Source organism: Agromyces cerinus (assembly GCF_016907835.1).
GTDB lineage: Bacteria > Actinomycetota > Actinomycetes > Actinomycetales > Microbacteriaceae > Agromyces > Agromyces nitratus.
Genome location: NZ_JAFBCT010000001.1, coordinates 1,168,012 through 1,194,150 on the forward strand (window position 1 = coordinate 1,168,012; position 26,139 = coordinate 1,194,150).

22 protein-coding genes and 1 tRNA gene are annotated in these 26,139 nt (G+C 69.3%); 14 read left to right on the top strand and 9 right to left on the bottom strand.

Going from position 1 to position 26,139, the window contains the following annotated elements; translation table 11 throughout:
- Positions 1-4: 4 nt before the first annotated feature.
- A complete protein-coding gene (locus JOE59_RS05280; RefSeq protein ID WP_204459247.1) occupies positions 5-3,778 on the bottom strand; it encodes an SCO7613 C-terminal domain-containing membrane protein in 3,774 nt (1,257 codons plus the stop codon).
- A gap of 181 nt (positions 3,779-3,959) precedes the next feature.
- On the opposite strand from JOE59_RS05280, the gene JOE59_RS05285 reads away from it, so the two are divergent.
- From JOE59_RS05285 to JOE59_RS05320, 8 genes are all read left to right on the top strand, one after another.
- Positions 3,960-4,033 (top strand) — tRNA-Pro (locus JOE59_RS05285).
- 49 nt (positions 4,034-4,082) lie between these two features.
- Positions 4,083-5,552: a trigger factor gene (tig, locus tag JOE59_RS05290; protein ID WP_204459248.1), complete on the top strand. Its 1,470-nt coding sequence runs from the start codon at positions 4,083-4,085 to the stop codon at positions 5,550-5,552.
- Positions 5,553-5,623: 71 nt separating this feature from the next.
- Positions 5,624-6,106, top strand: coding sequence for a tetratricopeptide repeat protein (locus JOE59_RS05295; RefSeq protein ID WP_204459249.1), 483 nt, complete (start codon positions 5,624-5,626; stop codon positions 6,104-6,106).
- Between the two features lie 73 nt (positions 6,107-6,179).
- Entirely contained in the window at positions 6,180-6,764 is a 585-nt protein-coding gene (locus tag JOE59_RS05300; protein ID WP_056650900.1) for an ATP-dependent Clp protease proteolytic subunit, read from the top strand.
- A gap of 27 nt (positions 6,765-6,791) precedes the next feature.
- Positions 6,792-7,460, top strand: coding sequence for an ATP-dependent Clp protease proteolytic subunit (locus JOE59_RS05305; protein WP_179550364.1), 669 nt, complete (start codon positions 6,792-6,794; stop codon positions 7,458-7,460).
- Positions 7,461-7,471: 11 nt separating this feature from the next.
- Complete coding sequence (locus JOE59_RS05310; protein ID WP_204459250.1) at positions 7,472-8,227, top strand: AAA family ATPase; 756 nt, start codon at positions 7,472-7,474, stop codon at positions 8,225-8,227.
- A 114-nt stretch (positions 8,228-8,341) separates the two neighbouring features.
- Complete coding sequence (clpX, locus tag JOE59_RS05315; RefSeq protein ID WP_074258875.1) at positions 8,342-9,619, top strand: ATP-dependent Clp protease ATP-binding subunit ClpX; 1,278 nt, start codon at positions 8,342-8,344, stop codon at positions 9,617-9,619.
- Positions 9,620-9,644: 25 nt separating this feature from the next.
- A complete protein-coding gene (locus JOE59_RS05320) occupies positions 9,645-10,877 on the top strand; it encodes a benzoate/H(+) symporter BenE family transporter (protein ID WP_204463263.1) in 1,233 nt (410 codons plus the stop codon).
- 1 nt (position 10,878) lies between these two features.
- On the opposite strand, the gene JOE59_RS05325 is transcribed toward JOE59_RS05320, so the two are convergent.
- Both JOE59_RS05325 and sepH read right to left on the bottom strand, forming a co-directional pair.
- On the bottom strand, positions 10,879-11,163 hold the full coding sequence (locus JOE59_RS05325) for a hypothetical protein (RefSeq protein WP_204463264.1): 285 nt from the start codon (positions 11,161-11,163) through the stop codon (positions 10,879-10,881).
- Positions 11,164-11,269: 106 nt separating this feature from the next.
- Positions 11,270-12,334, bottom strand: a complete 1,065-nt coding sequence (sepH, locus tag JOE59_RS05330) for a septation protein SepH (RefSeq protein WP_204459251.1) — start codon at positions 12,332-12,334, stop codon at positions 11,270-11,272.
- 195 nt (positions 12,335-12,529) lie between these two features.
- Here sepH and JOE59_RS05335 point away from each other — a divergent pair, with 195 nt between their 5' ends.
- Complete coding sequence (locus tag JOE59_RS05335; protein ID WP_056009399.1) at positions 12,530-12,823, top strand: DUF4193 domain-containing protein; 294 nt, start codon at positions 12,530-12,532, stop codon at positions 12,821-12,823.
- On the opposite strand, the gene JOE59_RS05340 is transcribed toward JOE59_RS05335, so the two are convergent.
- Positions 12,820-13,284, bottom strand: coding sequence for a DUF3093 domain-containing protein (locus JOE59_RS05340; RefSeq protein ID WP_204459252.1), 465 nt, complete (start codon positions 13,282-13,284; stop codon positions 12,820-12,822). The genes JOE59_RS05335 and JOE59_RS05340 overlap by 4 nt on opposite strands.
- Positions 13,285-13,322: 38 nt before the next feature.
- Between JOE59_RS05340 and dut the strand changes: the two genes are divergently transcribed.
- The 5 genes from dut (at position 13,323) to dxs (ending at position 20,273) form a co-directional block, all read left to right on the top strand.
- Complete coding sequence (gene dut, locus JOE59_RS05345) at positions 13,323-13,781, top strand: dUTP diphosphatase (RefSeq protein ID WP_204459253.1); 459 nt, start codon at positions 13,323-13,325, stop codon at positions 13,779-13,781.
- Positions 13,778-14,395 (top strand): DUF3710 domain-containing protein, encoded by a 618-nt coding sequence (locus tag JOE59_RS05350; RefSeq protein ID WP_204459254.1) that lies wholly within the window; start codon positions 13,778-13,780, stop codon positions 14,393-14,395. The genes dut and JOE59_RS05350 overlap by 4 nt, the downstream gene beginning before the upstream one ends.
- 5 nt (positions 14,396-14,400) lie before the next feature.
- Positions 14,401-15,225, top strand: coding sequence for a DUF3159 domain-containing protein (locus JOE59_RS05355; protein ID WP_204459255.1), 825 nt, complete (start codon positions 14,401-14,403; stop codon positions 15,223-15,225).
- 156 nt (positions 15,226-15,381) lie between these two features.
- On the top strand, positions 15,382-18,192 hold the full coding sequence (gene acnA / locus JOE59_RS05360; protein WP_307836958.1) for an aconitate hydratase AcnA: 2,811 nt from the start codon (positions 15,382-15,384) through the stop codon (positions 18,190-18,192).
- A 131-nt stretch (positions 18,193-18,323) separates the two neighbouring features.
- Positions 18,324-20,273 carry a 1-deoxy-D-xylulose-5-phosphate synthase gene (gene dxs, locus JOE59_RS05365; protein ID WP_204459257.1) on the top strand — a complete coding sequence of 650 codons (1,950 nt, stop codon included), beginning with the start codon at positions 18,324-18,326 and terminating at the stop codon, positions 20,271-20,273.
- A 13-nt stretch (positions 20,274-20,286) separates the two neighbouring features.
- On the opposite strand, the gene JOE59_RS05370 is transcribed toward dxs, so the two are convergent.
- The 5 genes from JOE59_RS05370 to JOE59_RS05390 all read right to left on the bottom strand — a co-directional run bounded on the left by JOE59_RS05370 (position 20,287) and on the right by JOE59_RS05390 (position 26,088).
- Positions 20,287-20,823, bottom strand: a complete 537-nt coding sequence (locus tag JOE59_RS05370) for a dihydrofolate reductase family protein (protein WP_204459258.1) — start codon at positions 20,821-20,823, stop codon at positions 20,287-20,289.
- Between the two features lie 68 nt (positions 20,824-20,891).
- Complete coding sequence (locus JOE59_RS05375) at positions 20,892-23,030, bottom strand: 3-hydroxyacyl-CoA dehydrogenase NAD-binding domain-containing protein (RefSeq protein ID WP_204459259.1); 2,139 nt, start codon at positions 23,028-23,030, stop codon at positions 20,892-20,894.
- A complete protein-coding gene (locus JOE59_RS05380; RefSeq protein ID WP_204459260.1) occupies positions 23,030-24,235 on the bottom strand; it encodes a thiolase family protein in 1,206 nt (401 codons plus the stop codon). Before JOE59_RS05380 ends, JOE59_RS05375 begins: the two co-directional genes overlap by 1 nt.
- Positions 24,236-24,311: 76 nt before the next feature.
- Positions 24,312-25,508, bottom strand: a complete 1,197-nt coding sequence (locus JOE59_RS05385) for a ribonuclease D (protein WP_204459261.1) — start codon at positions 25,506-25,508, stop codon at positions 24,312-24,314.
- Positions 25,501-26,088, bottom strand: coding sequence for a DUF3000 domain-containing protein (locus JOE59_RS05390; protein ID WP_204459262.1), 588 nt, complete (start codon positions 26,086-26,088; stop codon positions 25,501-25,503). The genes JOE59_RS05385 and JOE59_RS05390 overlap by 8 nt, the downstream gene beginning before the upstream one ends.
- Between the last annotated feature and the right edge of the window lie 51 nt (positions 26,089-26,139).

A 26,139-nucleotide genomic window follows, 5' to 3' on the forward strand; every position in this document is an offset into this window, starting at 1 on the left:
CGTCCTATCGCAGGGCCGCGATCGAGCGAATGGTGCCGCGAGCGAGCCGCAGCTGTCGTTCGTAGGTCGCGGCGAGCACGACGAGCAGCACGCCTGCGATGCCGAGCCACAGCCACCACCACACGGCCTCGTAGAGGTCGGTGATCCACGGCCAGAGCTGCACGAGGGCGTGCACGAGCAGCACGGCACCGCCGAGCAGCAGCGGCGCCTGCAGGCGCCGAACGGCGCCGAGGACCAGCACGACGACCGCGACGATTCCGAGCGTCACGATGCGCCAGAGCTGCGGATCGGTGAAGTCGGCGAAGAACGGCGGCACGAGCAGCACGCCGAGGCCGGGGCCGAGCGCCGGCCAGCTGCCGAGTTCGGGGGAGCGGCGCATGCGGAACCATCCGACGCCGATGAGCGCAACGCCGAGCGACGCGGTGACGAGGTCGAACGGGTCGAGCTGTCCGGAGAACAGCACGATCACGCCACCGAGCGTCAGCGTGCCGAGCATCGTCCAGACGAACACGGAGCCTGCGAGGGGTCTCCCCGTCGTCGCGGCCGACGCGATGCAGGCGAGTGCGAGCACAGGGAACAGCACGACCGAGCGGAGCAACGGCTCGTCGCCGTCGACGATCTCCAGCATCGTCGGCACGACGGCGATGGCGACGGATGCCGCGAGCATCACCTCTGCCAACCTGGCGAGCCGAGACGCGGTGCGCGCCCACATCACTGAGATCGTCACGCCCGCCGCGAGGGCGATGAGCGGCCAGAACTCGGCGATGAGCGCGCTGTCGGCATTGTCGGTGGCGACGGTGGCCCCGCGCACCAGACCGGCACCGGTGAACGCGACCCACCCGGTGAGCACGCCGAGCAGCCGCACGGGCACCCCCCGTGCCAGCTCGGGCAGGAACACCGAGGCGATCGCCACGACGATGCCGATCGAGACGAGCAGGAGCGCACGGAGCTCGGCCTCACCCGCGGTGCCGATGCTCGGGAGCGCCGCGATCGCCGCAGCGGTCGCGAACAGCGCGGTGCGACCCTGCGCGGGAACGCTGCCGCTCGTGCGTCGCCAGGTGATCAACCCGCCGGCGAGGGCGAGCGCGGCGGCGAGCGGCAGCGTGTACGCCTCGACGCTGACCGGGCGGTCGGCCGCGTCGACCGAGAGCCACGCCCACACCGTCGAGACGCCGAGCGCGAGGCTCACCCAGCCGAGATGCCGGGCCGGAGACTGACCGCCGATCGGATCGCCCGCGAGCGCGGCGAGCACGATCGGCACCGGCGTCAGCAGCAGGAGCACGAGCCAGAGCTCCGAGGAGCCGAATGACCCGGTGACGCCTGAGACGAGCGCGACCACCGCGACGACGCCCACGGCGACGGCCCAGACGAGCCGGGCACGGCTCGCGCGCTCGGGCACCACGTGAGCCAGTGCCGCGCCGAGCAGGGCGGCGCCCGCGATGCCGACGCCGACGGTCTCCCACCCGAACGCCTCGTCGACGACGACCGCCGAGACGAAGGCGAGCGCGAGCGGAGTCGTCGCGGCGAATGCGACGCGCAGCGCCTCGGGCGCGCCGAGACGCAACCAGAGCACCCCGGCGATGACGAAGATGCCCGCGGGCACCCAGCGCCACGAGGCATCCGTCTCGAAGGCGAGTGCCCAGATCGAGATCACGGATGCCGCGAACGGCGGCGTCACCGCGCACAGGCGATCGCTCGAGCTGCCGAAGCGCACGACCGCGGCGGCGACGAGGAGCACGGAGGAGGTGACGGCGAGCCACATCCACGGCTCGATGAGCTGCAGGTCGTCGGGAGTCTGCCAGAACGGGATGGAGAACACGGCGAAGACGAAGAGCGTCGACGCGATCGCGAGGTGCGCCGCACCGACCGCCGGTACGGCGACCGCAGGCCAGACCCGGCGCGCGATGACGCGGCCGACGATCGCGAGTGCGATCACGGTCGCCGCGACCCACGGCCACATCGTGGCGTTGGAGTAGCCCACCCACCACGCGAATGCGGCACTGGCGCTGCCGCCGACCGCGAGCGTCGCGAGCAGGCCGGGAACCGCGAGGCGATGCCGGAACGCGGCGATGACGAGCGCGCCGCCGGCGAGCACGAGGAGCAGTGCGGCAGCGATCGCGGGGCCGGGGGCGACGCAGGCGACGGCGATGCCGCTCGCGAAGGCCGCAGCGGTCGGGATCGCGGCCAGTGCTCGGCCGCGCCGCACGAGCACCGAGATGACGAGAGCGCCGGCAGCCACGACGACGGGCACGAGCACCGCGGTGAGATCGTGATCGGGGGTGCCCGGCTGCAGCTGCTCGTCGAGCTCGAGGTTCCACGGCGGCACGCTTCCGGCGAACCTCGTCCAGACGACGCTGAAGCCGAGGAACACCCCGGGAAGCACCGAGCAGGCGGCGACGGCGATCGCCGCGACCAACGCTGCGAGCGAATCCCGTGCGGCAGTGCCCGTCAGTCGCGTGCCGGCGGCGAAGACGGCGGCGACGGCACCCGCGGCCGCGGGTGCGAGCCAGAGCGAGACCTCGCTGCCGAGCTCGCCGAAGATCGCCAGGGCCGGTGCCAGCGCGAGGCTCAGGCCGAACGCCGGCGCCGCGATCCGGGCCCAGACCGCACCGAGCCCGCGCCGCAGCCGCACCGCGACCAGCGCGATCAGCCATGCGGCCGCCACCACGAGGTACCACCACAGCCGGCTCCACGCGACCTCGGGCAGCGCCCAGTACGCGGGGAGGAGGGCGAGCGCTCCGCCGACGAAGCCTGCCGCCATCACGATGGTGCGCTCGACCGTGGCGGGCAGCAGCACGGCCGCCGACCCCAGGAGGGAGACGGCGAGGAATCCGACCCAGAACGGGGTGCTGAGCTGGTCGTCGGGCGCAGCCTCGCTGGCGAGCAGGAACACGCCGACGGGAGCGAACACGGCCGCGGCGATGCCGGCGACGCGGATGCCGCTCGCCGCTCGCACGCCGACCAGCACCGCGGCGACGACGAGCAGGGCGCCGCCGAGGTAGGCCGACGTGCCGATGGTCTCGGTGCCGAACAGCATGTTGGCCCGCACGATCCACACGTCGAGGAGCAACAGCACGATGGCGACGGATGCCACGCCCTCGGCGGTGCCGGGAAGGCGGCGGGCCCTGAGCAGCCACGCGACGCCGAGCACGAGCACGCTCGCCACGGCGATGATGATCGAGCGCACCTCGAGGGACGCGACGAGGTAGGCGACGAAGAGGAACACGATCGCCGTGATGGAGATGAGCACGACGCCGAGCGTCAGGAGCAGCACCTGCACGCCCGAGCGTCCGGAGCGAGGCGCGGCGACCGGCGCGGTCGCGCCCGCGGGTGCCGGAGCAGAGGCCTGGAGCTGCTGGGGGATCGGGGTCGGGGTCGGAGTCACTGCCGGAGTCGGCGGCACTGGTACCGGCACCGACAGCACCGGCGGCGCCTGGGCCGGAACCATCGCGGGGGAGGGCGACGGCGTCGCCGCCGCAACGGGAGCAGCATGCGCCGCGGCATCCGTCACGCTCGCTGCCGCCTGGCGGACGCGGGAGGTCTGCGCCTCGCGCATCGTCGAGATGAGCGACTGCCGGTCGGCTTCGCGATCGTGCAGTGCGCGACCGGCGGCGAGCAGCTCGCCCGCGGCGGGCACCGAGAGGTCGAGTCCGCAGGTGCCGCACACCGCGCTGCGCAGCGCGCTGAAGCAGGAGGGGCAGAGCGTCGTGTCGATCAGTTGCGCGGGGTCTGACGGCCAGCGTCGGAGGTCGCGGGCATCGGCGGGTTGCTCGGGCATGGCCACACTCTGCCACGGTCGCGAGCGCCAGCGGTGGATCATCCACAACTCGGTGTCGGGCGCCCGAACCCGGGATGCACAGCAGGGGCCTCACGCTGTGCAGTAGACTTTCTGGGGTCCATCCGTCTGACGCATGCTTTCGCATGCCCGCACGGCTGAATCGACGAGTTGAGTCGCGACTCGGGGCGTAGCTCAGCTTGGTAGAGCGCCCGCTTTGGGAGCGGGAGGTCGCAGGTTCGAATCCTGTCGCCCCGACGAGTTCCAGGACTCGACACGAACTTCCACACAACAGGAGAACTTCCACATGCCGACCACTTCGGTTGAGAAGCTGAGCCCCACTCGCGCCAAGCTCACCATCTCGGTGACGCCCGAGGAGCTGAAGCCCAGCATCGCCCACGCGTACGAGCACATCGCCGAGCAGATCAACGTGCCCGGTTTCCGCAAGGGCAAGGTGCCGCCGCCCATCGTCGACCAGCGCGTCGGCAAGGGCGCCGTGCTCGAGCACGCCGTCAACGAGGGCCTCGACGGGTTCTACCGCGCCGCCGTCGCCGAGCACGAGCTGCGCCCCCTCGGTCGCCCCGAGGCCGACATCGTCGAGTGGCCCAGCGACAAGGACTTCTCGGGCGACCTGCTGCTCGCCATCGAGGTCGACGTGCGCCCCGAGATCGAGCTGCCCGCCTACGAGGGCATCGAGCTCACGGTCGACTCCGTCGAGGTCGCCGACGACGAGGTCGCCGAAGAGCTCGACCGCCTGCGCAGCCGCTTCGGCACGCTCATCACGGTCGACCGCCCCGCCAAGACCGGTGACTTCGTCACCCTCGACCTCGTCGCCAAGATCGACGACAACGAGGTCGACACCGCCAGCGGCATCTCGTACGAGCTCGGCTCGGGCGACCTGATCGAGGGCATCGACGAGGCCCTCGACACGCTCTCCGCAGGCGAGACCACCACCTTCGCGTCGAAGCTCCTGGGCGGCGACCACGAGGGCGAGACCGCTGAGATCACCGTCACCGTCTCCGCTGTGAAGGAGCGCGAGCTCCCCGCAGCCGACGACGACTTCGCGCAGATCGCGAGCGAGTTCGACACGCTCGTCGAGCTGACCGACAGCCTCAAGGAGCAGGTCGCGCGCAACAAGTCGTTCGGTCAGGGCAGCCAGGCCCGCGACCTCCTCGTCGACAAGCTCCTCGAGCTCGTCGAGGTTCCCGTCGCGCAGGCCGTCATCGACGACGAGGTGCACCGTCACCTCGAGAACGAGAACCGCCTCGAAGACGACGAGCACCGCGCAGAGGTCGCCGAGTCGAGCGAGAAGGCGTTCAAGACGCAGATCCTGCTCGACACGATCGCCGAGGCCGAGAAGGTCCAGGTCAGCCAGGACGAGCTGACCCAGTACCTCGTGCAGGGCGCAGCCCAGTACGGCATGGACCCGAACGAGTTCGTGCAGATCCTCAGCCAGAACGGTCAGATCCCCGCCATGGTCGGCGAGGTCGCGCGCAACAAGGCGCTCGCGATCGCGCTCGGCAAGGCGAGGGTGTCGGATGCCGCGGGCAAGCCCGTCGACCTCTCCGAGTTCACCGCCGTCGCCGCTGCCGAGGCTGAGGCCGAAGCAGAGGTCGTCGACGAGGCTGAAGAGATCGTCGAAGAGGCCGAGGCCGCCGAGAAGCCCGCGCCGAAGAAGCGCGCGCCGAAGAAGGCCGCCGCTGCCGACGAGGCCGCCGACGCTGCTGAGAAGCCCGCGCCGAAGAAGCGCGCAACGAAGAAGGCCGACGCCGAGTAATTCGGTGATCGAACGGTGAAGGGGTCGGGCGTTTCGCCCGGCCCCTTCCCGCATTCACGGGAGGTACGTGCATGAGCGACTGGCAGCAGCGGGTCGACGCGGTCTGGGCGTCGGCCCACGAGCTCGGCGACCACGAGGTGATCCGCCGCATCGACGCCCTCGCGGCAGAACGCCCGGCGGGTGACCCGATCGCGATCTTCGAGCGCGCCGGCGCTCGCGACTCGGCGGGCCTCGAGGCCGAGGCGGAGCCGCTCTATCGGCAGGCCATCGCGGGCGGGCTCTCGGGCTCCGAACGCATTCAGGCGCACGTGCAGCTCGCATCGACGATCCGCAACCTCGGGCGCCCGCTCGAGGCGATCGCCATGCTCGACGAGATCGAGCCCGAGTCCGGAGAACTGCGCGACGCCGTCGTCGCGTTCCGCGCCCTTGCACGGGTCGATGCGGGCGACGCGCGGCTCGCGGCATCCGAGGCCCTCGCAGCCCTCGCCCCGCACCTGCAGCGGTACCGGGTGTCGCTCGCCGCATACGCTGCAGAGCTCGCGGCATCCGCCTAGGGCGAACAGCCCCGTTCGCGCGCGTTGCACCGGATAGATTCGAGTGAACGCGACAACGGAAACGGAGCGACACATGGCCGAACCGACACCAGGCACCGGTGTTTTCGATCGACTGCTGAAGGACCGCATCATCTGGCTTGGCTCCGAGGTGCGCGACGACAACGCGAACGAGATCGCGGCGAAGCTGCTGCTGCTCGCCGCCGAAGATGCCAAGAAAGACATCTACCTCTACGTGAACTCGCCCGGCGGATCGATCACGGCCGGCATGGCGATCTACGACACCATGCAGTTCGTGCCGAACGACATCGTCACCGTCGGCATCGGCATGGCCGCCTCCATGGGGCAGCTGCTCCTGACGGCCGGCACCAAGGGCAAGCGATACATCACCCCCAACGCCCGCGTGCTGCTGCACCAGCCGCACGGCGGCTTCGGCGGCACGGCGAGCGACATCCAGACGCAGGCGCAGCTCATCCTCGACATGAAGAAGCGACTCGCGGAGATCACGGCGGCGCAGACGGGCAAGACCGTCGAGCAGATCAACGCCGACGGCGACCGCGACCGCTGGTTCAACGCGCAGGAGGCCCTCGAGTACGGCTTCGTCGACCACATCCGCGAATCGGCCCTCGACGTGGCCGGCGGCGGCGGAACCCAGGCGTAGGCACTCGAGAGAAGAGAGAACGAGCGAATGAACATCCCTGCTTTCGGTGGCACCGCCTTCAACGGCGTCCAGGCACCGGGCTCGCGCTACATCCTGCCGAGCTTCGAGGAGCGCACGGCCTACGGCTACAAGCGCCAAGACCCCTACGCCAAGCTGTTCGAGGACCGCATCATCTTCCTCGGCGTGCAGGTCGACGACGCATCCGCCGACGACATCATGGCGCAGCTGCTCGTGCTGGAGTCGATGGACCCCGACCGCGACATCATCCTCTACATCAACTCGCCCGGTGGCTCCTTCACTGCCATGACCGCGATCTACGACACGATGCAGTACATCCGTCCGCAGATCCAGACGGTCGTGCTCGGCCAGGCCGCCTCGGCCGCCGCGGTGATCGCGGCAGCCGGCACGCCGGGCAAGCGCCTCGCACTGCCGAACGCCCGTGTGCTCATCCACCAGCCCGCCATGGGCGAGGCAGGTCACGGCCAGGCGTCCGACATCGAGATCCAGGCCGCCGAGATCATGCGCATGCGCTCGTGGCTCGAGGAGACGCTGTCGCGTCACTCGAACCGCACGCCCGAGCAGGTGCACACCGACATCGACCGCGACAAGATCCTGTCGGCGAGCGAAGCGCTCGAGTACGGTCTCATCGACCAGGTGCTCAGCTCGCGCAAGAGCCTGCCGGCGATCACGCGATAACGCGCCGCACCGTGAACGCGGCGGATGACTGGCTGCACGAAAGCCGGGCCATCCGCCGCGTTTCGCTGTCTCCGGATGCCGCGATCGACCGTGTCGCCTGGCCCGCGAGCATTCCGGCGATCGACCAGCTGATCGGCGACGGCGGCATCGAGTTCTCGCCGGGCCTGACGTTTCTGGTGGGCGAGAACGGCAGCGGCAAGTCCACGCTGCTCGAGGGCATCGCCATGGCCTACGGGCTGCCGCCCGAGGGCGGCAGCAGCAACGGCGGCACATCGACCCGGCCGAGCGAGTCGCCGCTCGCGGAGTGGCTGCGCATCGAGCGCAGCCCGTCGGCGCCGAGGTGGGGGTTCTTCCTCCGGTCCGAGACGATGCACGGCTACTACAGCTACCTCGAGGGGCTGCCCGACAGCCCCGATCGGCATCTGCACTCGCTCAGCCACGGCGAGTCCTTCAACGACCTGCTCGACAACAAGCTGAACCACCCGCGTTACCGGGCGGGGCTCGTGTGCCTCGACGAGCCCGAAGCGGCGCTCTCGTTCTCATCGATCCTCGGGTGGATCGCGGGCCTCGACCGCATGGTCGCCCGCGGCACCCAGATCATCTGCGCGACGCACTCGCCGGTGCTGGCGTCCGTGCCGGGCGCCACCATTCTCGAACTGGGGGAGTGGGGCATCCGCGAGACGAGCTGGGAGGAGCTCGAACTCGTCGCCCACTGGCGCGGGTATCTCGACGATCCGCGGCGCTACCTCCGCCACCTCCTCGACTGAACGTCCCGGTTCGCGTCCCGCGAACGACCGAGCGTGTCGAATCCCGCGCGCTACCCTCGATCGGCCCGATCTCGGGCTAGGCTCGGAACAGATTCGTCGACAGGGAGGGTTTCGATGGCACGCATCGGAGAGAGCGCCGACCTGCTCAAGTGCTCGTTCTGCGGAAAGAGCCAGAAGCAGGTGCAGCAGCTCATCGCCGGACCCGGCGTCTACATCTGCGACGAGTGCGTGGAGCTCTGCAACGAGATCATCGAGGAGCGCCTCGCCGAGGCCGGCGAGACCGAGGCCGGCGAGTTCGAACTGCCGAAGCCGAAGGAGATCTTCGGCTACCTCGAGGAGTACGTCATCGGCCAAGAGGCCGCGAAGAAGGCGCTCGCCGTCGCGGTCTACAACCACTACAAGCGCGTTCGCGCTCGCACGGCACTCACTTCGGCCGACGCCCGTGACGACGTCGAGCTCTCGAAGTCCAACATCCTGCTCATCGGCCCCACGGGGTGCGGCAAGACCTATCTCGCGCAGACGCTCGCGAAGCAGCTCAACGTGCCGTTCGCCGTCGCCGACGCCACCGCGTTGACCGAGGCCGGATACGTCGGCGAAGACGTCGAGAACATCCTGCTGAAGCTGATCCAGGCCGCCGACTTCGACGTGAAGCGCGCCGAGACGGGCATCATCTACATCGACGAGGTCGACAAGATCGCCCGCAAGGCCGAGAACCCGTCGATCACGAGGGATGTCTCGGGCGAGGGCGTGCAGCAGGCGCTGCTCAAGATCCTCGAGGGCACGGTCGCATCAGTGCCGCCGCAGGGCGGCCGTAAGCACCCGCACCAGGAGTTCATCCAGATCGACACGACGAACGTGCTGTTCATCGTCGCCGGCGCCTTCGCCGGGCTCGAGGACATCATCTCGTCGCGCGCCGGCAAGCGCGGCATCGGGTTCGGAGCACCGCTGCACAACAAGGAGGACGAAGCCGACATCTTCAGCGAGGTCCTCCCCGAAGACCTCCACAAGTTCGGCCTCATCCCCGAGTTCATCGGCCGTCTCCCCGTCGTCGCGACGGTGACGCCGCTCGACCGCGAGGCGCTCATGGAGATCCTCACGGTGCCGCGCAACGCGCTCGTGCGCCAGTACCAGCGCATGTTCGAACTCGACGGCGTCGAGCTCGACTTCGAAGAGGAGGCGCTGCAGGCGATCGCCGACCTCGCGGTGCTGCGACAGACGGGCGCCCGCGGGCTCCGCGCGATCATGGAGGAGGTGCTCGGACCCATCATGTTCGAGGTGCCGTCCTCCACGGGTGTCGCCCGCGTCGTCGTCACGAAGGCCGCGGTGCTCGACAACGCCGCGCCCACGATCGTGCCGCACGCCAAGCAGCGTCGCACCGAGAAGTCGGCATAGCCCGGGCCGAGAGCGAGCGCCGCCCATCTTCCACACCGTCGTCGCGGGCGTCATCGCGGCCATCACCGGATTCGCGAGTTCCTTCGCCCTGGTGATCGCGGGGCTGGTCGCCGTCGGTGCCACGGAGACGCAGGCGGCCTCGGGGCTGTTCGCGCTCTGCATCGCGACCGGACTGCTCTGCATCGTGCTGCCGCTCATCACGCGCATGCCGGTGTCGTTCGCCTGGTCCACGCCCGGTGCGGCCCTCCTCGTGGCCGCGGCAGCGACCACGCAACAGTTCGCCGCTGCGATCGGCGCGTTCATCGTGTGCGGCGTGCTCATCGTGCTCGCGGGTCTCTGGCCCGCCCTCGGCCGGGCGATCACGAGCATCCCGAAGCCGATCGCCAGCGCGATGCTCGCCGGCATCCTCTTCCCGATCTGCGTGGCACCGGTGTTCGCTGCGGTCGAGCAGCCGGCGATCGCCGTGCCCATGGTGCTCGTGTGGCTGCTCCTCGCTCGCCTCGCGCCGCGCTGGGCGGTGCCCGCGGCGATGCTGGTCGCGGTGATCGGCATCGCCGTGCTCGCGGGGCCCGCGGTGCTCGCCAGCGAGGCCGTGCGACCGCAGCTGCAGTTCGTGGCTCCCGTCTTCGATCCGTTCGTGATCGTGAGCCTCGGCCTCCCGCTCTTCATCGTGACGATGGCCGGGCAGAACGTGCCGGGATTCGCCGTGATGTCGACGTTCGGCTATCGCCTGGCGCCGAGGCCGGTGCTCGTCGCCTCGGGCGTCGCCTCGGTCGGCGCGGCGTTCGCCGGCGGTCACGCGCTGAACCTCGCCGCGATCACGGCGGCGATCATGGCGAGCCCCGAGTCGAACCCCGACCCCCGTCGGCGCTGGGTCGCGACGTTCACCTCGGGCATCGTCTACCTCGTGCTCGGAGCCGGCGCGGGTCTCGCCGCCGCGGTGGTGCAGGCGTCGCCGCCGATCATCATCACCGCCGTCGCAGGCCTCGCACTGCTCGGAGCCATGGTCACCGCGTTGACCGGCGCGCTCGAAGACCCGCGTCAGCGCATCACCGCCATCGGCACCTTCCTCGTGACCGCGTCGGGGGTCGCCGTGATCGGCATCGGCTCCGCGTTCTGGGGTCTCGTCGTGGGTGGGGTGCTCATGCTCTGGTTGGGGCGAGGCGCGTCCGCCCCCGTCGCCACCGCACCCTCCCCAGAGGCCGCAGCACCCCATTCGGGCGGCGGCGAGCACGATCGCGATACGGAATCCGCGTAAGTCAGTCGAAGACGCGCACGAGCTCCCAGCGGTCGTCGCGGAGACGCACGTCGAAGACGTGCGTCTCGCCATCATCGGCGCTCGCCTGGAATCGCCAGCCGGTGATCTGCAGTGGGGGGCGCCCGGGGGACACGTCGTAGCGAGCCACCGGAGTCCACCAGTCGCACGGGCCGACAAGAGTCGTCGGCGTATCGCTCACGCGGAACCGACGTGACCGCCACACCAGTCGCTCGGGGCGGCCGTCGTCGCTGGTCCACAGCTCGACGTACTCCTGCACGAGCGACATGGGCACCTCACCGATTCGAATGTATGTTCGATGGTATCACCGGGTACCGGCAGACGAAACGCCGCCGTGCGCGATGCACGGCGGCGTTCGACGGGTGGGGTGCCGCTCAGGCCAGGTCGTCGTCGGTGCGTGCGCCGAAGACGATCTCGTCCCAGCTCGGCATCGATGCGCGGCCCTTCTTGGCGCCGCCGCGGGCGCCGGAGTTGCTCGAGACGCCCTTGCCGCCCCAGATGCTGCGCGCGGCGGTGCCGGGCTTCTCCTCGGGCTGTTCGGGCTCGGGGGCCTCCTGCACGGGTGCCGCGGCGGGCGCCGCCTGCGGGCGTTCGGGCTCGCCGCTCGCCGCCTCGCGTTCGCCGCGTCGACGGCGCAGTGCCTCGAGCAGGTCGGCCGTCTCGCCGAGCGTCTGCTTCGGTTCATCCGCTCGCTTGATCGCTGCGCGGGCCACGGCGGGGCTCGAGGCCTGCGGCGTGCGCGCGTACGGAAGCGGCTCGAGGTGGGGCGCCGTGTCGAAGTCGCCGTGCTCGGGCTCCTCGAACGTGAAGGCGCCGCTGTCGAAACGGGACTCCTCGGACTCGGGGCCGACGGCGCGGAGGCGGGGGATGAGCCCGCCCTTCATCTCGCCCTGCTGCGAGAGCGTGACCGCCTCTGAGTTCAGCGGCTGCAGCGCCTGCTTCCGGGGCTCGAAGCTCCAGCGGGCGTCGTGGTCGATGGTCTCGGCGGTGAACTCGAGCTTGATGATCCAGCCGCGCTCCTCGTCCTTCCAGCTCGCCCAGCGTTCGCCATGGGCGCCGAGCTGCGCGAGCCGCTCGCGGATGACGCCGCCGAACGACGGCGGCTCGTCGGCCGGCTCGGTCTCGGTGGTGACGTGCACGGGCACGGCGAGTGCCGAGGTGACCATGTGTTCGCGCTCAGCGAGCACCGGGCCCTCGAAGCGGCGGAGGTAGTCGATCGACGCGCCGGTGACCTGCGCGACCTCCTCGGCGGACATTCCTGCACGAATGTGCGCCTGCACCTCGCGGGGCGAGGGTTTCGGTCCGACATGCTGTTCGGGTTGCGCCTGACGGATGCGGGACTGCAGCACCTCGTCGATCTCGATTCGGAAGCGCGCTCCATCGTCGGAAGCGGCGAGCAACGCGCCGTTCTCGACTCCGATTACCTTGAGTTCTTGCATCGCGACAAGCCCTTCCGTGCTTTCGTCTCCGCCCAAGGATGCCACGTCCGCATGTGTGCTCGTGGGAATAGGGCGGGCGCGCCGGAAGTTGAGCACGTAGCAGCTGTGGAAACGCTGCAAAAGTGGTTTGCTAACGCCACCGATTTGATGCAGACTATGGCCGCCGAATCATCGGCGATGAAGAAATGGATGGGAATGGCAACGGATTACGACGCACCGAGGAAGACCGAAGACGACTCCGAGTCGATCGAGGCCCTCAAGGAGCGCGTCCCCGACAAGATGTCGGGCGTAGTGGATGTCGATGACGCCGATAACCCCGGCGGGTTCGACCTCGCTGGTGCCGATCTCTCCGACGTCGAACTCGACGTCGTGGTGCTTCCGCCCCAAGCCGACGAGTTCACCTGCGTGAACTGCTTCCTCGTGAAGCACCGTTCGCAGATGGACCACGAGACGAAGCTCGGACCGATCTGCTTGGAGTGCGCGTCCTAGACGCCCGGCTCAGTACGTTCAGGCCGTCGCGATCCATTGATCGCGGCGGCCAGTTCTTTCGGATGACGCGTCGAGACCAGCCAGTACGGCGTCGGGTCCGACGGGTCGGTGATCGGCACCCGCACGACGGGCTGCACCCAGCCGCGGATCACGAGGAACGCCCGCGCGTCGAGGCCCGTGCCGCGTTCGACGCGAGCCGCGGCATCCGTCGCACCGGTCGCGATGCCGGTGTCCGCCAGCGCGATCGACGCGCGCCCCGCCCGGAGTCGGCCGTCCGCCACCTCGACCACGGGCGCGGTGAAACTGAGCGCTGCGACCGTCGCGCCGTACAGGATCACTCCGGTCGCGATGCCGGCGGGCATCGAGACGGGCGCCAGCACCAGGATGCTGGAGGGGATCAGCAGCAGGCTGACGATGTAGATCCACGGCGTCGGCCAGAGTTTCTCGCGGTAGTCGGGCATGGCTCTATTCGACCAGACTTCTGCACTACCCTCGAACAGTGACCGATTCCGTCGATGTGCTGATCACCGCAGACCGCGTGCCGAACTACGCCCATCCGGGCGACGCGGGCGCCGATCTCCACGCTTCCGAGGCCGTCGTGCTCGGCCCCGGTGAGCGGGCCACGGTGGGCACCGGCGTAGCGATCGCGCTGCCCGACGGCTACGTCGGCTTCGTCGTGCCGCGTTCGGGCCTCGCCTTCAAGCACGGCATCACGATCGTCAACGCGCCCGGCACCATCGATGCCGGCTACCGCGGCGAGATCAAGGTCGCACTGTTGAACACCGACGCCCGCGAGGCGCACACGATCGAGGTCGGCGACCGCATCGCCCAGATCATCGTGATGCCGGTGAGCCGCGCTCGATTCGTCGAGGTCGAGCGGCTGCCCGGCAGCCTGCGGGGCGAGGCAGGATTCGGCTCCACCGGTTTCGGGGAGCACAAGTCAGGAGTGAACGCGTGAGCGACATCGAAACCGGCGACATCCCCGCCGAACAGCCCAAGTCCGCCCCCGAAGACCGCGCCGAAGCGGGTCCCTTCGATGAGGCCGAGGCGAACCCGGTCCGCCCCTACGTCGATCTCGGCGGAGTGAAGGTGCTGCCGCGCGACGGACTCCACCTCCGCCTCGAGGTCGAGGAGGGCACGAAGCGCGTCGTTGCGATCGGACTCGACTACGCGAACTCGACCCTGCAGGTGCAGCCGTTCGCCGCGCCGCGCTCGAGCGGTCTCTGGCATGAGATCCGTGCGCAGATCGCCGACCAGATCGCCCGTCAGGGTGGCACGACCACCGTGCGCGAGGGTTCGTTCGGACCCGAGCTGCTCGCCCAGATCCCCGTCGCGGCGGGTGAGGGCCAGCCGGGGCAGATGCGCCTCGCGCGCTTCATCGGCGTCGACGGACCGCGCTGGTTCCTCCGCGGCGTGATCGCCGGCGAGGCCGCCGTCGATCCGGCTGCGGCGGCGAAGGTCGAAGACCTCTTCCGTTCGATCGTCGTCGTGCGCGGCAGTACTCCGATGCCGCCGCGCGACCTCATTCCGCTGCGCATGCCCGCGTCCTCCGCGGGTGCGCCCACGGTGTGACCGCGATGACGAACGCCGACGGTTCGTCGAGCGCCGGTGACGGCGAGCGAGCGGATGACGCGGCGGACCGCTCGGCCGAAGCGGACGGCACCCCCGGCACGGCCGACGAGACCGGCACGGCCGGCGAGTTCGGTCGGCAGTTCGCCGCAGCAGCGGAGAAGAGCGGTCTCGGCGCGCTCGCGCGCGACGAGAAGCTGAGCGGTCGCGACCTCCTCACCGCGGTCGGCGGCGTGCGCGGCATCCTCGAGGCGCTGCTGCCCGGCCTGGTGTTCCTCATCGTCTACAGCGGGCTCACGAGCTTCGCCGGGCAAGACCCCCAGACGGCGCTCGTACCCGCCCTCGCGGCATCCGTCGGTCTCGCCGTCGTGTTCACGGCCGCCCGCCTCGTGACCAAGGGGCAGCCGACCCAGGCCATCGCCGGGCTCGTCGGCGTGCTCGCCTCCGCGGCGCTGGCGCTCTGGTCGGGCGACGCGCGCGACAACTACGTGATCGGCTTCTACACGAACGCCGCCTACGCGCTCGCCCTGACGGTGTCGCTCTTCGTGGGCTGGCCCGCGATCGGCCTGATCGTCGGATTCCTCATGGGCGACGGCGTCGCGTGGAAGCAGGACAAGCGCAAGTACCGGGCCGCCCAGTTCCTGACGCTCGTCTGGATCGGGCTGTTCGTCGCGCGTCTCGCGGTGCAACTGCCCTTCTATCTCGCCGACAACGTCGAGGCGCTCGGCGCCACCCGTCTGATCATGGGCGTGCCGCTCTACGCGCTCGTGCTGGTCTTCTCCTGGCTCGTCGTACGGGCGATCTACCCGTCATCCGCTCGCTCCGGCGAGTGATAGAGTTATCTCGACGTCAAGATAAATCCGCACACCGTGCGAGGCCTGTCGGCGGGCGAGTGGCTTAGGTTACCCTTGCTGGAACAGCCCCATGTCTGACGGAGAAGATGGAGTGCCGCCTGCATGTCCGGCGGCACCCGCGAAGGAGAGGACATCGTGTCTGCAGTGAACAGTTTCGGGGCGAAGGACACGCTCCGCGTCGGTGATGAGTCCTACGAGATCTTCCGGCTCGACACCGTGCCGGGCCATGAGAAGCTTCCGTTCAGCCTGAAGGTGCTGCTCGAGAACCTCCTGCGCACCGAAGACGGCAAGAACGTCACCAAGGAGCAGATCGAGGCGCTCGGCTCGTGGGTCCCCACCGCCGAGCCCGACACCGAGATCCAGTTCACGCCGGCGCGCGTCGTGATGCAGGACTTCACCGGTGTTCCCTGCATCGTCGACCTCGCCACCATGCGCGAGGCGGTCGTCGCCCTCGGCGGCGACCCCAACAAGATCAACCCGCTCGCACCCGCAGAGATGGTCATCGACCACTCGGTGATCGCCGACCTCTTCGGCACCGAGAACGCGCTCGAGCGCAACGTCGAGATCGAATACGAGCGCAACGGCGAGCGCTACCAGTTCCTCCGCTGGGGCCAGACCGCGTTCGACGACTTCAAGGTCGTGCCGCCGGGCACCGGCATCGTGCACCAGGTCAACATCGAACACCTCGCGAAGGTCACCTTCACCCGCGAGGTCGGGGGAGTCCTCCGCGCCTACCCCGACACCTGCGTCGGCACCGACTCGCACACCACCATGGTCAACGGCCTCGGCGTGCTGGGCTGGGGCGTCGGCGGCATCGAGGCCGAGGCGGCCATGCTCGGCCAGCCCGTCTCGATGCTCATCCCCAAGGTCGTCGGCTTCAAGCTCTCGGGCGAGATCCCCACGGGTGTCACTGCGACCGACGTCGTGCTCACGATCACCGACATGCTCCGCAAGCACGGCGTGGTCGGCAAGTTCGTCGAGTTCTACGGCTCGGGCGTGGCATCCGTGCCGCTCGCCAACCGCGCCACCATCGGCAACATGAGCCCCGAGTTCGGCTCGACCGCCGCCATGTTCCCCATCGACGACGTCACCCTCGACTACCTGCGCCTCACCGGCCGCAGCGACGAGCAGATCGCGCTCGTCGAGGCGTACTCGAAGGTCCAGAAGCTCTGGCACGACGCCGACAGCGAGCCCGAGTTCAGCGAGTACATGGAACTCGACCTCTCGACCGTCGTTCCGTCGATCGCCGGCCCGAAGCGTCCGCAAGACCGCATCGAGCTCTCCGAGTCCAAGAACGCGTTCGAGAGGGACCTGCTGAACTACGCGACGGTCGACCACGACCTCGTCGACCTCGAGGGCGCCGAGTCCTTCCCGGCATCCGACCCGCCCGGAAACTCGCCCGAAGACGAGTACAGCCACCACGAGCACCACCACAAGAGCCACGCTCCGGCGACGGCCTCGAAGCCGACGGATGTCACGCTCGGCACCGGTGAGCAGTTCGTGCTCGACCACGGTGCCGTCGCGATCGCGGCGATCACCTCGTGCACGAACACCTCGAACCCGTCGGTCATGCTCGCTGCCGGCCTCCTCGCGCGCAACGCGGCGAAGAAGGGCCTGAAGGCCAAGCCGTGGGTCAAGACCACCCTGGCTCCGGGCTCGAAGGTCGTCACCGACTACTACGAGAAGGCCGGCCTCACCGACGACCTCGAGGCCCTCGGCTTCTACACGGTCGGCTACGGCTGCACCACCTGCATCGGCAACTCGGGCCCGCTGCTCGACGAGATCTCGGCCGCGGTCAACGACTCCGACCTCGCCGTCACCGCGGTGCTCTCGGGCAACCGCAACTTCGAGGGTCGCATCAACCCCGACGTGAAGATGAACTACCTCGCGAGCCCGCCGCTCGTGATCGCGTACGCCCTCGCCGGTTCGATGAACTTCGACTTCGAGGTCGACTCGCTCGGCAAGGACACCGACGGCAACGACGTCTTCCTGAAGGACATCTGGCCCGACGCCGCCGAGGTGCAGTACACGATCGACACGTCGATCAACAAGGACATGTTCGTCACGCAGTACGCCGGCGTGTTCGACGGCGACGAGCGCTGGCGCTCGCTCGAGACGCCGACCGGTGCGACCTTCGAGTGGGACGCCGAGTCGACGTATGTGCGCAAGCCCCCGTACTTCGACGGCATGACCATGGAGACCACGCCCGTCACCGACATCGTCGGCGCACGCGTGCTCGCCAAGCTCGGCGACTCGGTCACGACCGACCACATCAGCCCCGCCGGTTCGATCAAGGCCGACAGCCCGGCCGGTCACTACCTGACCGAGCACGGCGTCGACCGCAAGGACTTCAACTCGTACGGCTCGCGTCGCGGCAACCACGAGATCATGATCCGCGGCACGTTCGCGAACATCCGCCTGAAGAACCAGCTCCTCGACGGCGTCGAGGGCGGGTACACGCGGGACTTCACCCAGGCCGACGCGCCCCAGTCGTTCATCTACGACGCGAGCCAGAACTACCAGGCTCAGGGCACTCCGCTCGTCATCTTCGGCGGCAAGGAATACGGCTCCGGCTCGTCGCGCGACTGGGCGGCGAAGGGTACGAGCCTGCTCGGCGTCAAGGCCGTCATCACTGAGAGCTTCGAGCGCATCCACCGCTCGAACCTCATCGGCATGGGCGTCGTGCCGCTGCAGTTCCCCGCGGGCGAGAGCTGGGCGTCGCTCGGCCTCGACGGCACCGAGGTCGTCTCGATCTCGGGTCTCGAGCAGCTGAACGAAGGCGTCACGCCGAAGACCGTGCATGTCGTGGCCACGCCGAGCGAGCACTCCGCCGCCGGCAAGGCGACCGTCGAGTTCGACGCGGTCGTCCGCATCGACACGCCGGGTGAGGCGGACTACTACCGCAACGGCGGCATCCTGCAGTACGTGCTGCGTTCGCTCGTCTAGACGCTCGCAAGAGATTCGGGGGCGGTCGGCTTGGTGCCGATCGCCCTCTTGTCTGCCCTGCTTCGCAGGAAGCCCGGCGTAGACTCGTTCCGTTCGGCGGCACTGCCCGCGACCCTCCGGAGGCAAGACGCATGACACTGCTCGAGACCATTTCGGGACCTCGTGATCTCGACGCGCTGAGTCCCGAACAGCTCGACCAGCTGGCACGCGAGATCCGCGAGTACCTCGTGGAGTCCGTGTCGAAGACCGGCGGGCACCTCGGCCCGAACCTCGGCGTCGTCGAGATGACGATCGCCATCCACCGCGTGTTCGAGTCGCCGCGCGACGCGATCGTCTTCGACACCGGGCACCAGTCGTACGTGCACAAGCTCCTGACGGGCCGGCGCGACCTCTCGACGATCCGCAAGACGGGTGGTCTCGCCGGGTACCCGCAGCGCTCCGAGTCCGAGCACGACATCGTCGAGAGCTCGCACGCGTCGAGCTCGCTGTCATGGGCCGACGGCATCTCCAAGGCCTTCGAGATGACCGGCCAAGACGACCGTCACGTGGTCGCGGTCGTCGGTGACGGCGCCCTCACCGGCGGCATGACGTGGGAAGCGCTCAACAACATCTCCGACGACAACACGCGAAAGCTCATCGTCGTCGTCAACGACAACGGTCGTTCGTACGCCCCGACGATCGGCGGCATGGCGCGCTTCCTCAACACCGTGCGCACGAAGCAGACCTACCGCAACCTGCACCTCTCGAGTCGGCGTGCGTTCGACCGGCTCGGCGCCCCGGCCAGCGCGTTCTACCGCGGCGTCCGCGGCGGCCTGCACGGCTTCCTCAGCCGCTTCACCGACAACGAGGCGCTCTACTCGAACCTCGACATCAAGTACATCGGCCCCATCGACGGTCATGACGAGCGCGCCATGGAGGCCGCACTTCGCCAGGCCAAGGCCTACGGGGCCCCGGTCATCGTGCATGCGATCACCGACAAGGGTCGCGGCTACGAGCCCGCCCTGCGCGACGCGGCCGATCAGTTCCACGCGGTCGGCCAGATCGACCCCGAGACCGGTGAGTCGCTCGAGACCGCTTCGGCGCCGTCGTGGACGAGCGTCTTCGCCGACGAACTCGTGCACCTCGCCGAGAGCAACGAGCGGCTCGTCGGCATCACTGCGGCGATGCTCCGACCCACCGGGCTTCACCGCATGGCCGAACGGTTCCCGAGCCGTGTCTTCGACGTCGGCATCGCCGAACAGCACGCCGCGACATCCGCTGCCGGCCTCGCCTTCGGCGGGCTGCATCCGGTGGTCGCCGTGTACGCGACGTTCATGAACCGCGCCTTCGACCAGGTGCTCATGGATGTCGCACTGCACAAGGCGGGCGTGACCTTCGTGCTCGACCGCGCCGGCGTCACCGGCCCCGACGGCCCGAGCCACCACGGCGTGTGGGATCTCTCGATCCTGCAGGTCGTGCCGGGCATCCGCATCGCCGCACCGCGAGACTCGGTGCGTCTCGTCGAAGAGCTCGGCGAGGCCGTGACGGTCGACGACGCGCCGACCGTCATCCGCTTCCCGAAGGGCACCGTCGGCGTCGACTTCGACGCCGTGCGGCGCACCGACGACGGCGTCGACGTGCTCGCCGAGTCCGAGCGCAAAGACGTGCTCATCGTCACGGTGGGCCCGATGGCCGACACCGGACTGCAGGTGGCCGAGCGTCTCGAGGCGCAGGGCATCGGCGCCACCGTGGTCGACCCCCGCTGGGTCGTTCCGGTGCCGCGCAGCATCATCGACCTGGCCGCCGAACACCGCATCGTCGTGAGCATCGAAGACGGGATCCGGGTCGGCGGCATCGGCACGCGAATCCGCCAGGATCTGCGTGAGGCGGGCGTCGACACGGCGGTGACCGAGCTCGGCCTGCCCGATGAGTTCCTCGACCACGGCTCGCGCTCCGACATCCTCGAGCGAGTGGGGCTCACCCCGCAGCACATCGCACGCGACGTCACCGCCATGGTGCTCGGCTCGAAGCTGCCGCACGCGCGCGGTGCCGGCGCCGAAGCGGGCGTCTCGACCGACACGAGCCCGCAGCCGCGCGTCTGACGCTCTCCCGGCGTCAACCCGTGCGGTAGACGTGCTCGACCGCGCCGTTCGGGAACGGCGTCGTTCGGACGAGCGTGAAGCGCGGGGTCGCCGTGGCGACGGGCAGGAGCGGTCTGCCACGCCCGAGTGCCACCGGCATGTACGTGACGAGCAGTTCGTCGAGCCGTTCCGCCTCGAGGAACTGGGCGGCGGTCGGTCCGCCGCCGACGATCCAGACGTTCCGCTCGCCGGCCTCCGCTCGTGCGGCGTCGGCGATCGGGAGGACGTCGCCCGACCCGAATCGGATGTCGGAGTCCGGCGGCACCGGCAACCGCCGGTGCGTGAGCACCCACGCGGGCCGGGCTCCGAAGTCCCAATTGCCGGGCTGCTCCCGGAGGATCCACTCGTACGTCGAGGCACCGAGCACGACCGCGCCGACATCGGCGAAGAAGCGATCGTAGTGATCCTGGAACGCGTCGAAACCGAACTGCAGCAGCCAACCGAGCCCATGATGTTCGTCGGCGATGAATCCGTCGAGGCTCGAAGCGACGGAGTACTGGAACTTCGTCATGCTCCGAGCATAGAGAAGCGGCCCCCGGCACATGCCGGGGGCCGCTTTCTGGTGAGGTGGCGTCGAGGCTACGCGCCCACACCCGTGATGGTCGGGTGGTGGAATGTGTCGCCGAAGACGCGCTCGGACGCGCCGACCCGGTCGAGGTACGGCGTCAGGCCGCCCATCTGGAACGGGAAGCCGGCACCGAGCACCATGCAGAGGTCGATGTCCTCAGCAGCTGCGACGACATCGCCGTCGAGCATGAGGTGCACCTCGCGGGCCAGGCCGTCCTGCAGGGCGACGAGGATCTCGTCGGCCGAGCGGGGGTTCTTGCCACCGGCGACGATCTTCAGGGCACCCTTGTCGAAGCCCTTGACCTTGCCCTTGTCGTCCTTGTCGAGCAGCTTGCCGTAGTCGGCGAGCTTGTGCAGGTTCTCGCTGCGGTAGAACCGGTCGGGGAACGCCGCGTGGTGGGTGTCGAGCACGTGCGCCCCGACCTTCAGGCCCACGAGATCGAGCAGCACCGAAGGCGCCATGGGCAGGCCGAGCGGGGCGATCGCCTCGTCGACGGTCTGGAACGAGGTGCCCTCGTCGACGGCCCGCATCGCCTCGCCGAGCAGCACGGCCAGCAGCCGGTTGACGACGAAGCCGGGGGTGTCGGCCGTGATGACGGCGTTCTTGCGCAGGTTCTTCGCGGTGACCATGGCGGTCGACAGCGTCGCCTCATCGGTGTGGGGCGTCTTCACGACCTCGATCAGCGGCATGACCGCGACCGGGGTGAAGAAGTGGAAGCCCACCAGGCGCTCGGGGTGCGCGAGCTTCGCGCCGATCTGCTCGACCGACAGCGACGAGGTGTTCGTGGCGAGCACGGCCTCGGGCGAGATGAACTGCTCGATCTCGGCGAAGACGTTCTGCTTAGTCTCGAGCTCTTCGAAGACGGCCTCGATGACCCAGTCGCAGTCGGCGAAGTCGGCCTTATTGGTGGTGCCCGTCACGAGCGCCTTCAGACGGTTGGCCTCATCGGGGGAGATGCGGCCCTTCTCGAGGAGCTTGTCGATCTCTTCGCCGATGTAGGCGACGCCCTTGTCGACGCGTGCCTGGTCGATGTCGGTGATGACCACCGGCACCCGCAGGCGGCGCACGAACAGCAGGGCGAGCTGGCTCGCCATGTAGCCGGCTCCGAGCACGCCGACCTTGGTGACCTTCTTCGCGATCGCCTTGTCGGGCGCACCGGCGGGGCGCTTCGCGCGCTTCTGCACGAGGTTGAAGGCGTAGATCGAGGCCTGCAGTTGGTCGCCGACGATGAGCTCGGAGAGCACCTCGTCTTCGCGTTCGAAGCCCTCGGCCTTGGTGCCGCTCTTGGCGGCCTTCATGAGCTCGAGCGCCGCGTACGGCGACTTCGGCACCGATCCGATGCGGCTCTTCAGCATCTTCGTGGCGATCGCGATCGCGGCGTCCCATTTCACGAGGCGCTCGACCTTGCCGGGCTCGTTCGGGCGCTTCACCTTGATGCGGCCCGAGACGACGCCGTCGGCCCACTTGATCGAGTCCTCGAGGAACGCGACCGAGTCGAACTTCGCGTCGGCGATGCCGAGCTCCATCACGTCGTCGGCCTTCATCGTGCGGTTCTGCTTCAGCGGGTTCTCGATGACGACCTTGAGGGCGTTCTCGATGCCGATGAGGTTCGGCAGCAGGTACGCGCCGCCCCAACCGGGGATGAGGCCGAGGAAGACCTCGGGCAGGGCGACGGCGGGCACCGAGGCATCCACCGTGCGGTAGTCGGCGTTCAGCGCGATCTCGAGGCCGCCGCCGAGGGCGAGGCCGTTGATGAACACGAACGACGGCACGCCGAGCTCGGAGGCCTTGCCGAGCGCGAAGTGGCCGAGCTGGCCCATCTTGCGGGCGGTGTCGCGGTCGGGGATCTCGGCGACCTTCGACAGGTCGGCGCCCGCGGCGAGGATGAACGGCTTGCCCGTGATCGCGACGGCGTGGATCTCGCCTGCTGCAGCGCGCGACTTCAGCTCGTCGAGGGTCTTCGCGTACTCGAGCAGCGACACCGGACCGAGGGTGTTCGGGCGGGTGTGGTCGCGGCCGTTGTCGAGCGTGACGAGGGCGAGCGTCTTGCCGCCCGAGATCGGCACGTCGCGCACGAAGGAGTGCGTGACGACCTCGTCGTCGGAGAGGGCGGCGAGCGAGTCGAAGTCGATCTTCGTGTAGTCGGTCATCAGGCCTTCTTCGCCTTCTTGTCGTAGTTCGGGTTCTCCCAGACCATGGTCCCGCCCTGGCCGAGGCCGACGCACATGCTGGTGATGCCGTAGCGCACGTCGGGCCGCTCGGTGAACTGGCTCGCGAGCTGGTTCATGAGACGCACGCCCGAGGAGGCGAGGGGGTGGCCGACCGCGATCGCGCCGCCCCACGGGTTGACACGGGGGTCTTCGTCGGCGATGCCGTAGTGGTCCATGAACGAGAGCACCTGCACGGCGAACGCCTCGTTCATCTCGAAGATGCCGATGTCCTCGATCGAGAGGCCCGCCTTGCGGAGGGCCTTCTCGGTGGCGGGGATCGGGCCGATGCCCATGATCTCGGGGTCGACGCCCGCGAAGGCGTAGCTGACGAGCTTCATCTTCGGCGACAGGCCGAACTCCTTCGCGGCAGCGCCGGAGGCGAGGATCGCGGCGGTCGCGCCGTCGTTCAGGCCCGAGGCGTTGCCGGCCGTGATGCGGCCGTGCGGGCGGAACGGCGTCTTCAGGGCGGCGAGGCCCTCGAGCGTCGTCTCGGGGCGCATGACCTCGTCGCGCGTGGCGAGGCCCCAGCCCTGCTCGGTGCGGATCGCGACGGGCACGAGGTCCTGCTGGATCTTGCCCGCGGCGTAGGCCGCTGCGGTCTTCTGCTGGCTCGCGAGGGCGAAGCGGTCGCTGCGCTCCTTCGTGAGCTGCGGGAACCGGTCGTGGATGCGCTCGGCGGTCGCGCCCATCACGAGGGCGTCTTCGCCGACGAGGCGCTCGCTGAGGAATCGCGGGTTGGGGTCGACGCCGGAACCCATGGGGTGGTGTCCCATGTGCTCGACGCCGCCGGCGATGGCGATGTCGTACATGCCGAAGCCGATCGAGCCCGACATCATCGCGGCGGCCGTCATGGCGCCAGCGCACATGCGGTCGATCGAGAAGCCGGGAACGGTCTTCGGGAGTCCGGCGAGGATCGCGGCCGTGCGGCCGAGGGTGAGACCCTGGTCGCCGGTCTGGGTCGTCGCGGCGATGGCGACGTCGTCGATGCGGTCCTTCGGGATGTTCGGGTTGCGCTCGAGGAGTCCGACGATCGCCTTCACGACGAGGTCATCGGCCCGGGTGTTCCAGTACATGCCCTTGTCGCCGGCCTTGCCGAACGGGGTGCGGACCCCGTCGACGAATACGACTTCAGCTTGATCAGCCACGCTGCAGCTCACTTTCGGTCAGGATGCTTCGATCCTACGAACGCCGCTGCGGAGGCGCTGAATCGCTTGACGGAATCTACGAAGCGTCGGAGGTGGCGTCTTCGACGGATTGTGCCGCCTCGACAAATGCAGCGGCGATTCTCTGTGAGGTTGCGGCAACCTGCCACTCGCGTGCACCGAGTGCCCGAAGCGCTTCGCCGATGGCCTCCGCCGTCGGTTCCGCGGGCGGCGTCCAGGCCACCCGGCGCAGGTGATCGGGCGTGAGCAGGTTCTCGACGGGCATGTTCATCTGCTCGGCGGCCTCGGACACGGCGGCCTTCGCGAGCCTGAGGCGCGCGTCCGCTTCGGGATGCCGTGCGGCCCAGGCGCGCGGCGGGGGAGGAGCGTCGCTCGGCACCCGCACCTGCGGCAGGTCGGTCGTCGCGAGCCCGCGCTCCACGGCCCCCCACCAGCGGTCGAGCTCGGTGCGGCTCGCACGGCCGTTGAACTCCCGGAGGTCGGCGAGGGCGCGCCGGGTCGACGGCAGCGTTCGGGCGACGGCGAGGAGCGAGGCATCCGGAACCAGGCGACCGGGCGCCACGTCGAGCTCGGTCGCGAGCGCGTCACGTGAAAGCCAGAGTTCACGGGCCACCGCGAGGTTGCGGGGGCTGCGCATGGCATGGATGCCCGAGAGGCGGCGCCACGGTTCGGCAGCGGGCGGCTTCGCGGCGCGATGCAGCACGGCGTCGAACTCCTCCGCCGCGAGCTCCGCCTTGTCGTCCTCCTCGAGGCGTGCGCCGATTCGTTCGCGCACGTCGACGAGCAGCTCGACGTCGAGTGCCGCGTACTTCAGCCACGACTGCGGCAGCGGTCGCGTCGACCAGTCGGAGGCCGAGTGCTCCTTCGCGAGCTTGATGTCGAGCAGTTCCTCGACGACCGAAGCCAGGCCGACCCGTGGCATGCCGAGGAGCCGTGCCGCGAGCTCGGTGTCGAAGATGCGCTCGGGGTCGAGGCCGACCTCGCGGAGGCACGCCAGGTCTTGACTCGCCGCGTGCAGCACCCACTCCTCGGAGCGGATGGCGTCCTGCAGGGCAGAGAAGTCGGGGATCTGCGGCGGATCGAAGAGGAACGTGCCCGAGCCGCGCCGGAACATCTGGATCAGATAGGCCCGCTGCGAGTAGCGGAATCCGCTCGCCCGTTCGGCGTCGACTGCGATCGGACCCTCGCCGTCGAGGAGCCGCCTCACCGCCTCGTCGTAGGCGGCGGGGGTCTCGATCACCTGGAATTCATCCACGGTTCGTCCTCCGACGGGGCAGGGGAGTCACCCCTTCTGATCGGGGCGGCAGCCCTGCGAGCATGCACAACAATTCAGCCCAGCCTTCCACATGCGGGCCGATCGCCGAGTCGAGCGGGGTCCACGAGGCACGCAGTTCGATCTGCGCACCGTCGCCCTGCCTGGCCAGTTCGCCGAATCCGGTGGAGAGGATCTTCGTCGCGGTGCCCGATGCGGCGATGTACCGGGCGCCCCTCGCGTCGAGGGCGTCGACGAGCCACGACCAGGCGACGTCGGCGAGGAACGGGTCGAGGCCGATGTCGGTCTCGAGGGGCGCCTGAGCGAAGCAGACGACGCGGAACCGACCGCCCCATGCCTCGGGCTCGCTCTCGTCGTACAGCAGCACGAACCGCCCGGTTCCGAGCTCGGAGTCGTCATGCCGGCTCGGGCTGACATCGGCCGAGAGGGCGACGGCGTTCGGCGCCAACGAGCCCGGAGCCGGAATCTCCGAGATGCGCAGCTCAGTTCTGGGAGAGGCGGCCCTGAGCGACGCGAGGGCGGCCTCGAACTCGGGTGGAAGCGGAGGCGCTGAGTCGGGCACGAGTGCAGACTAGAGTCTCGGATACTGGGGACGTCGGCGGCACGCCGCGCC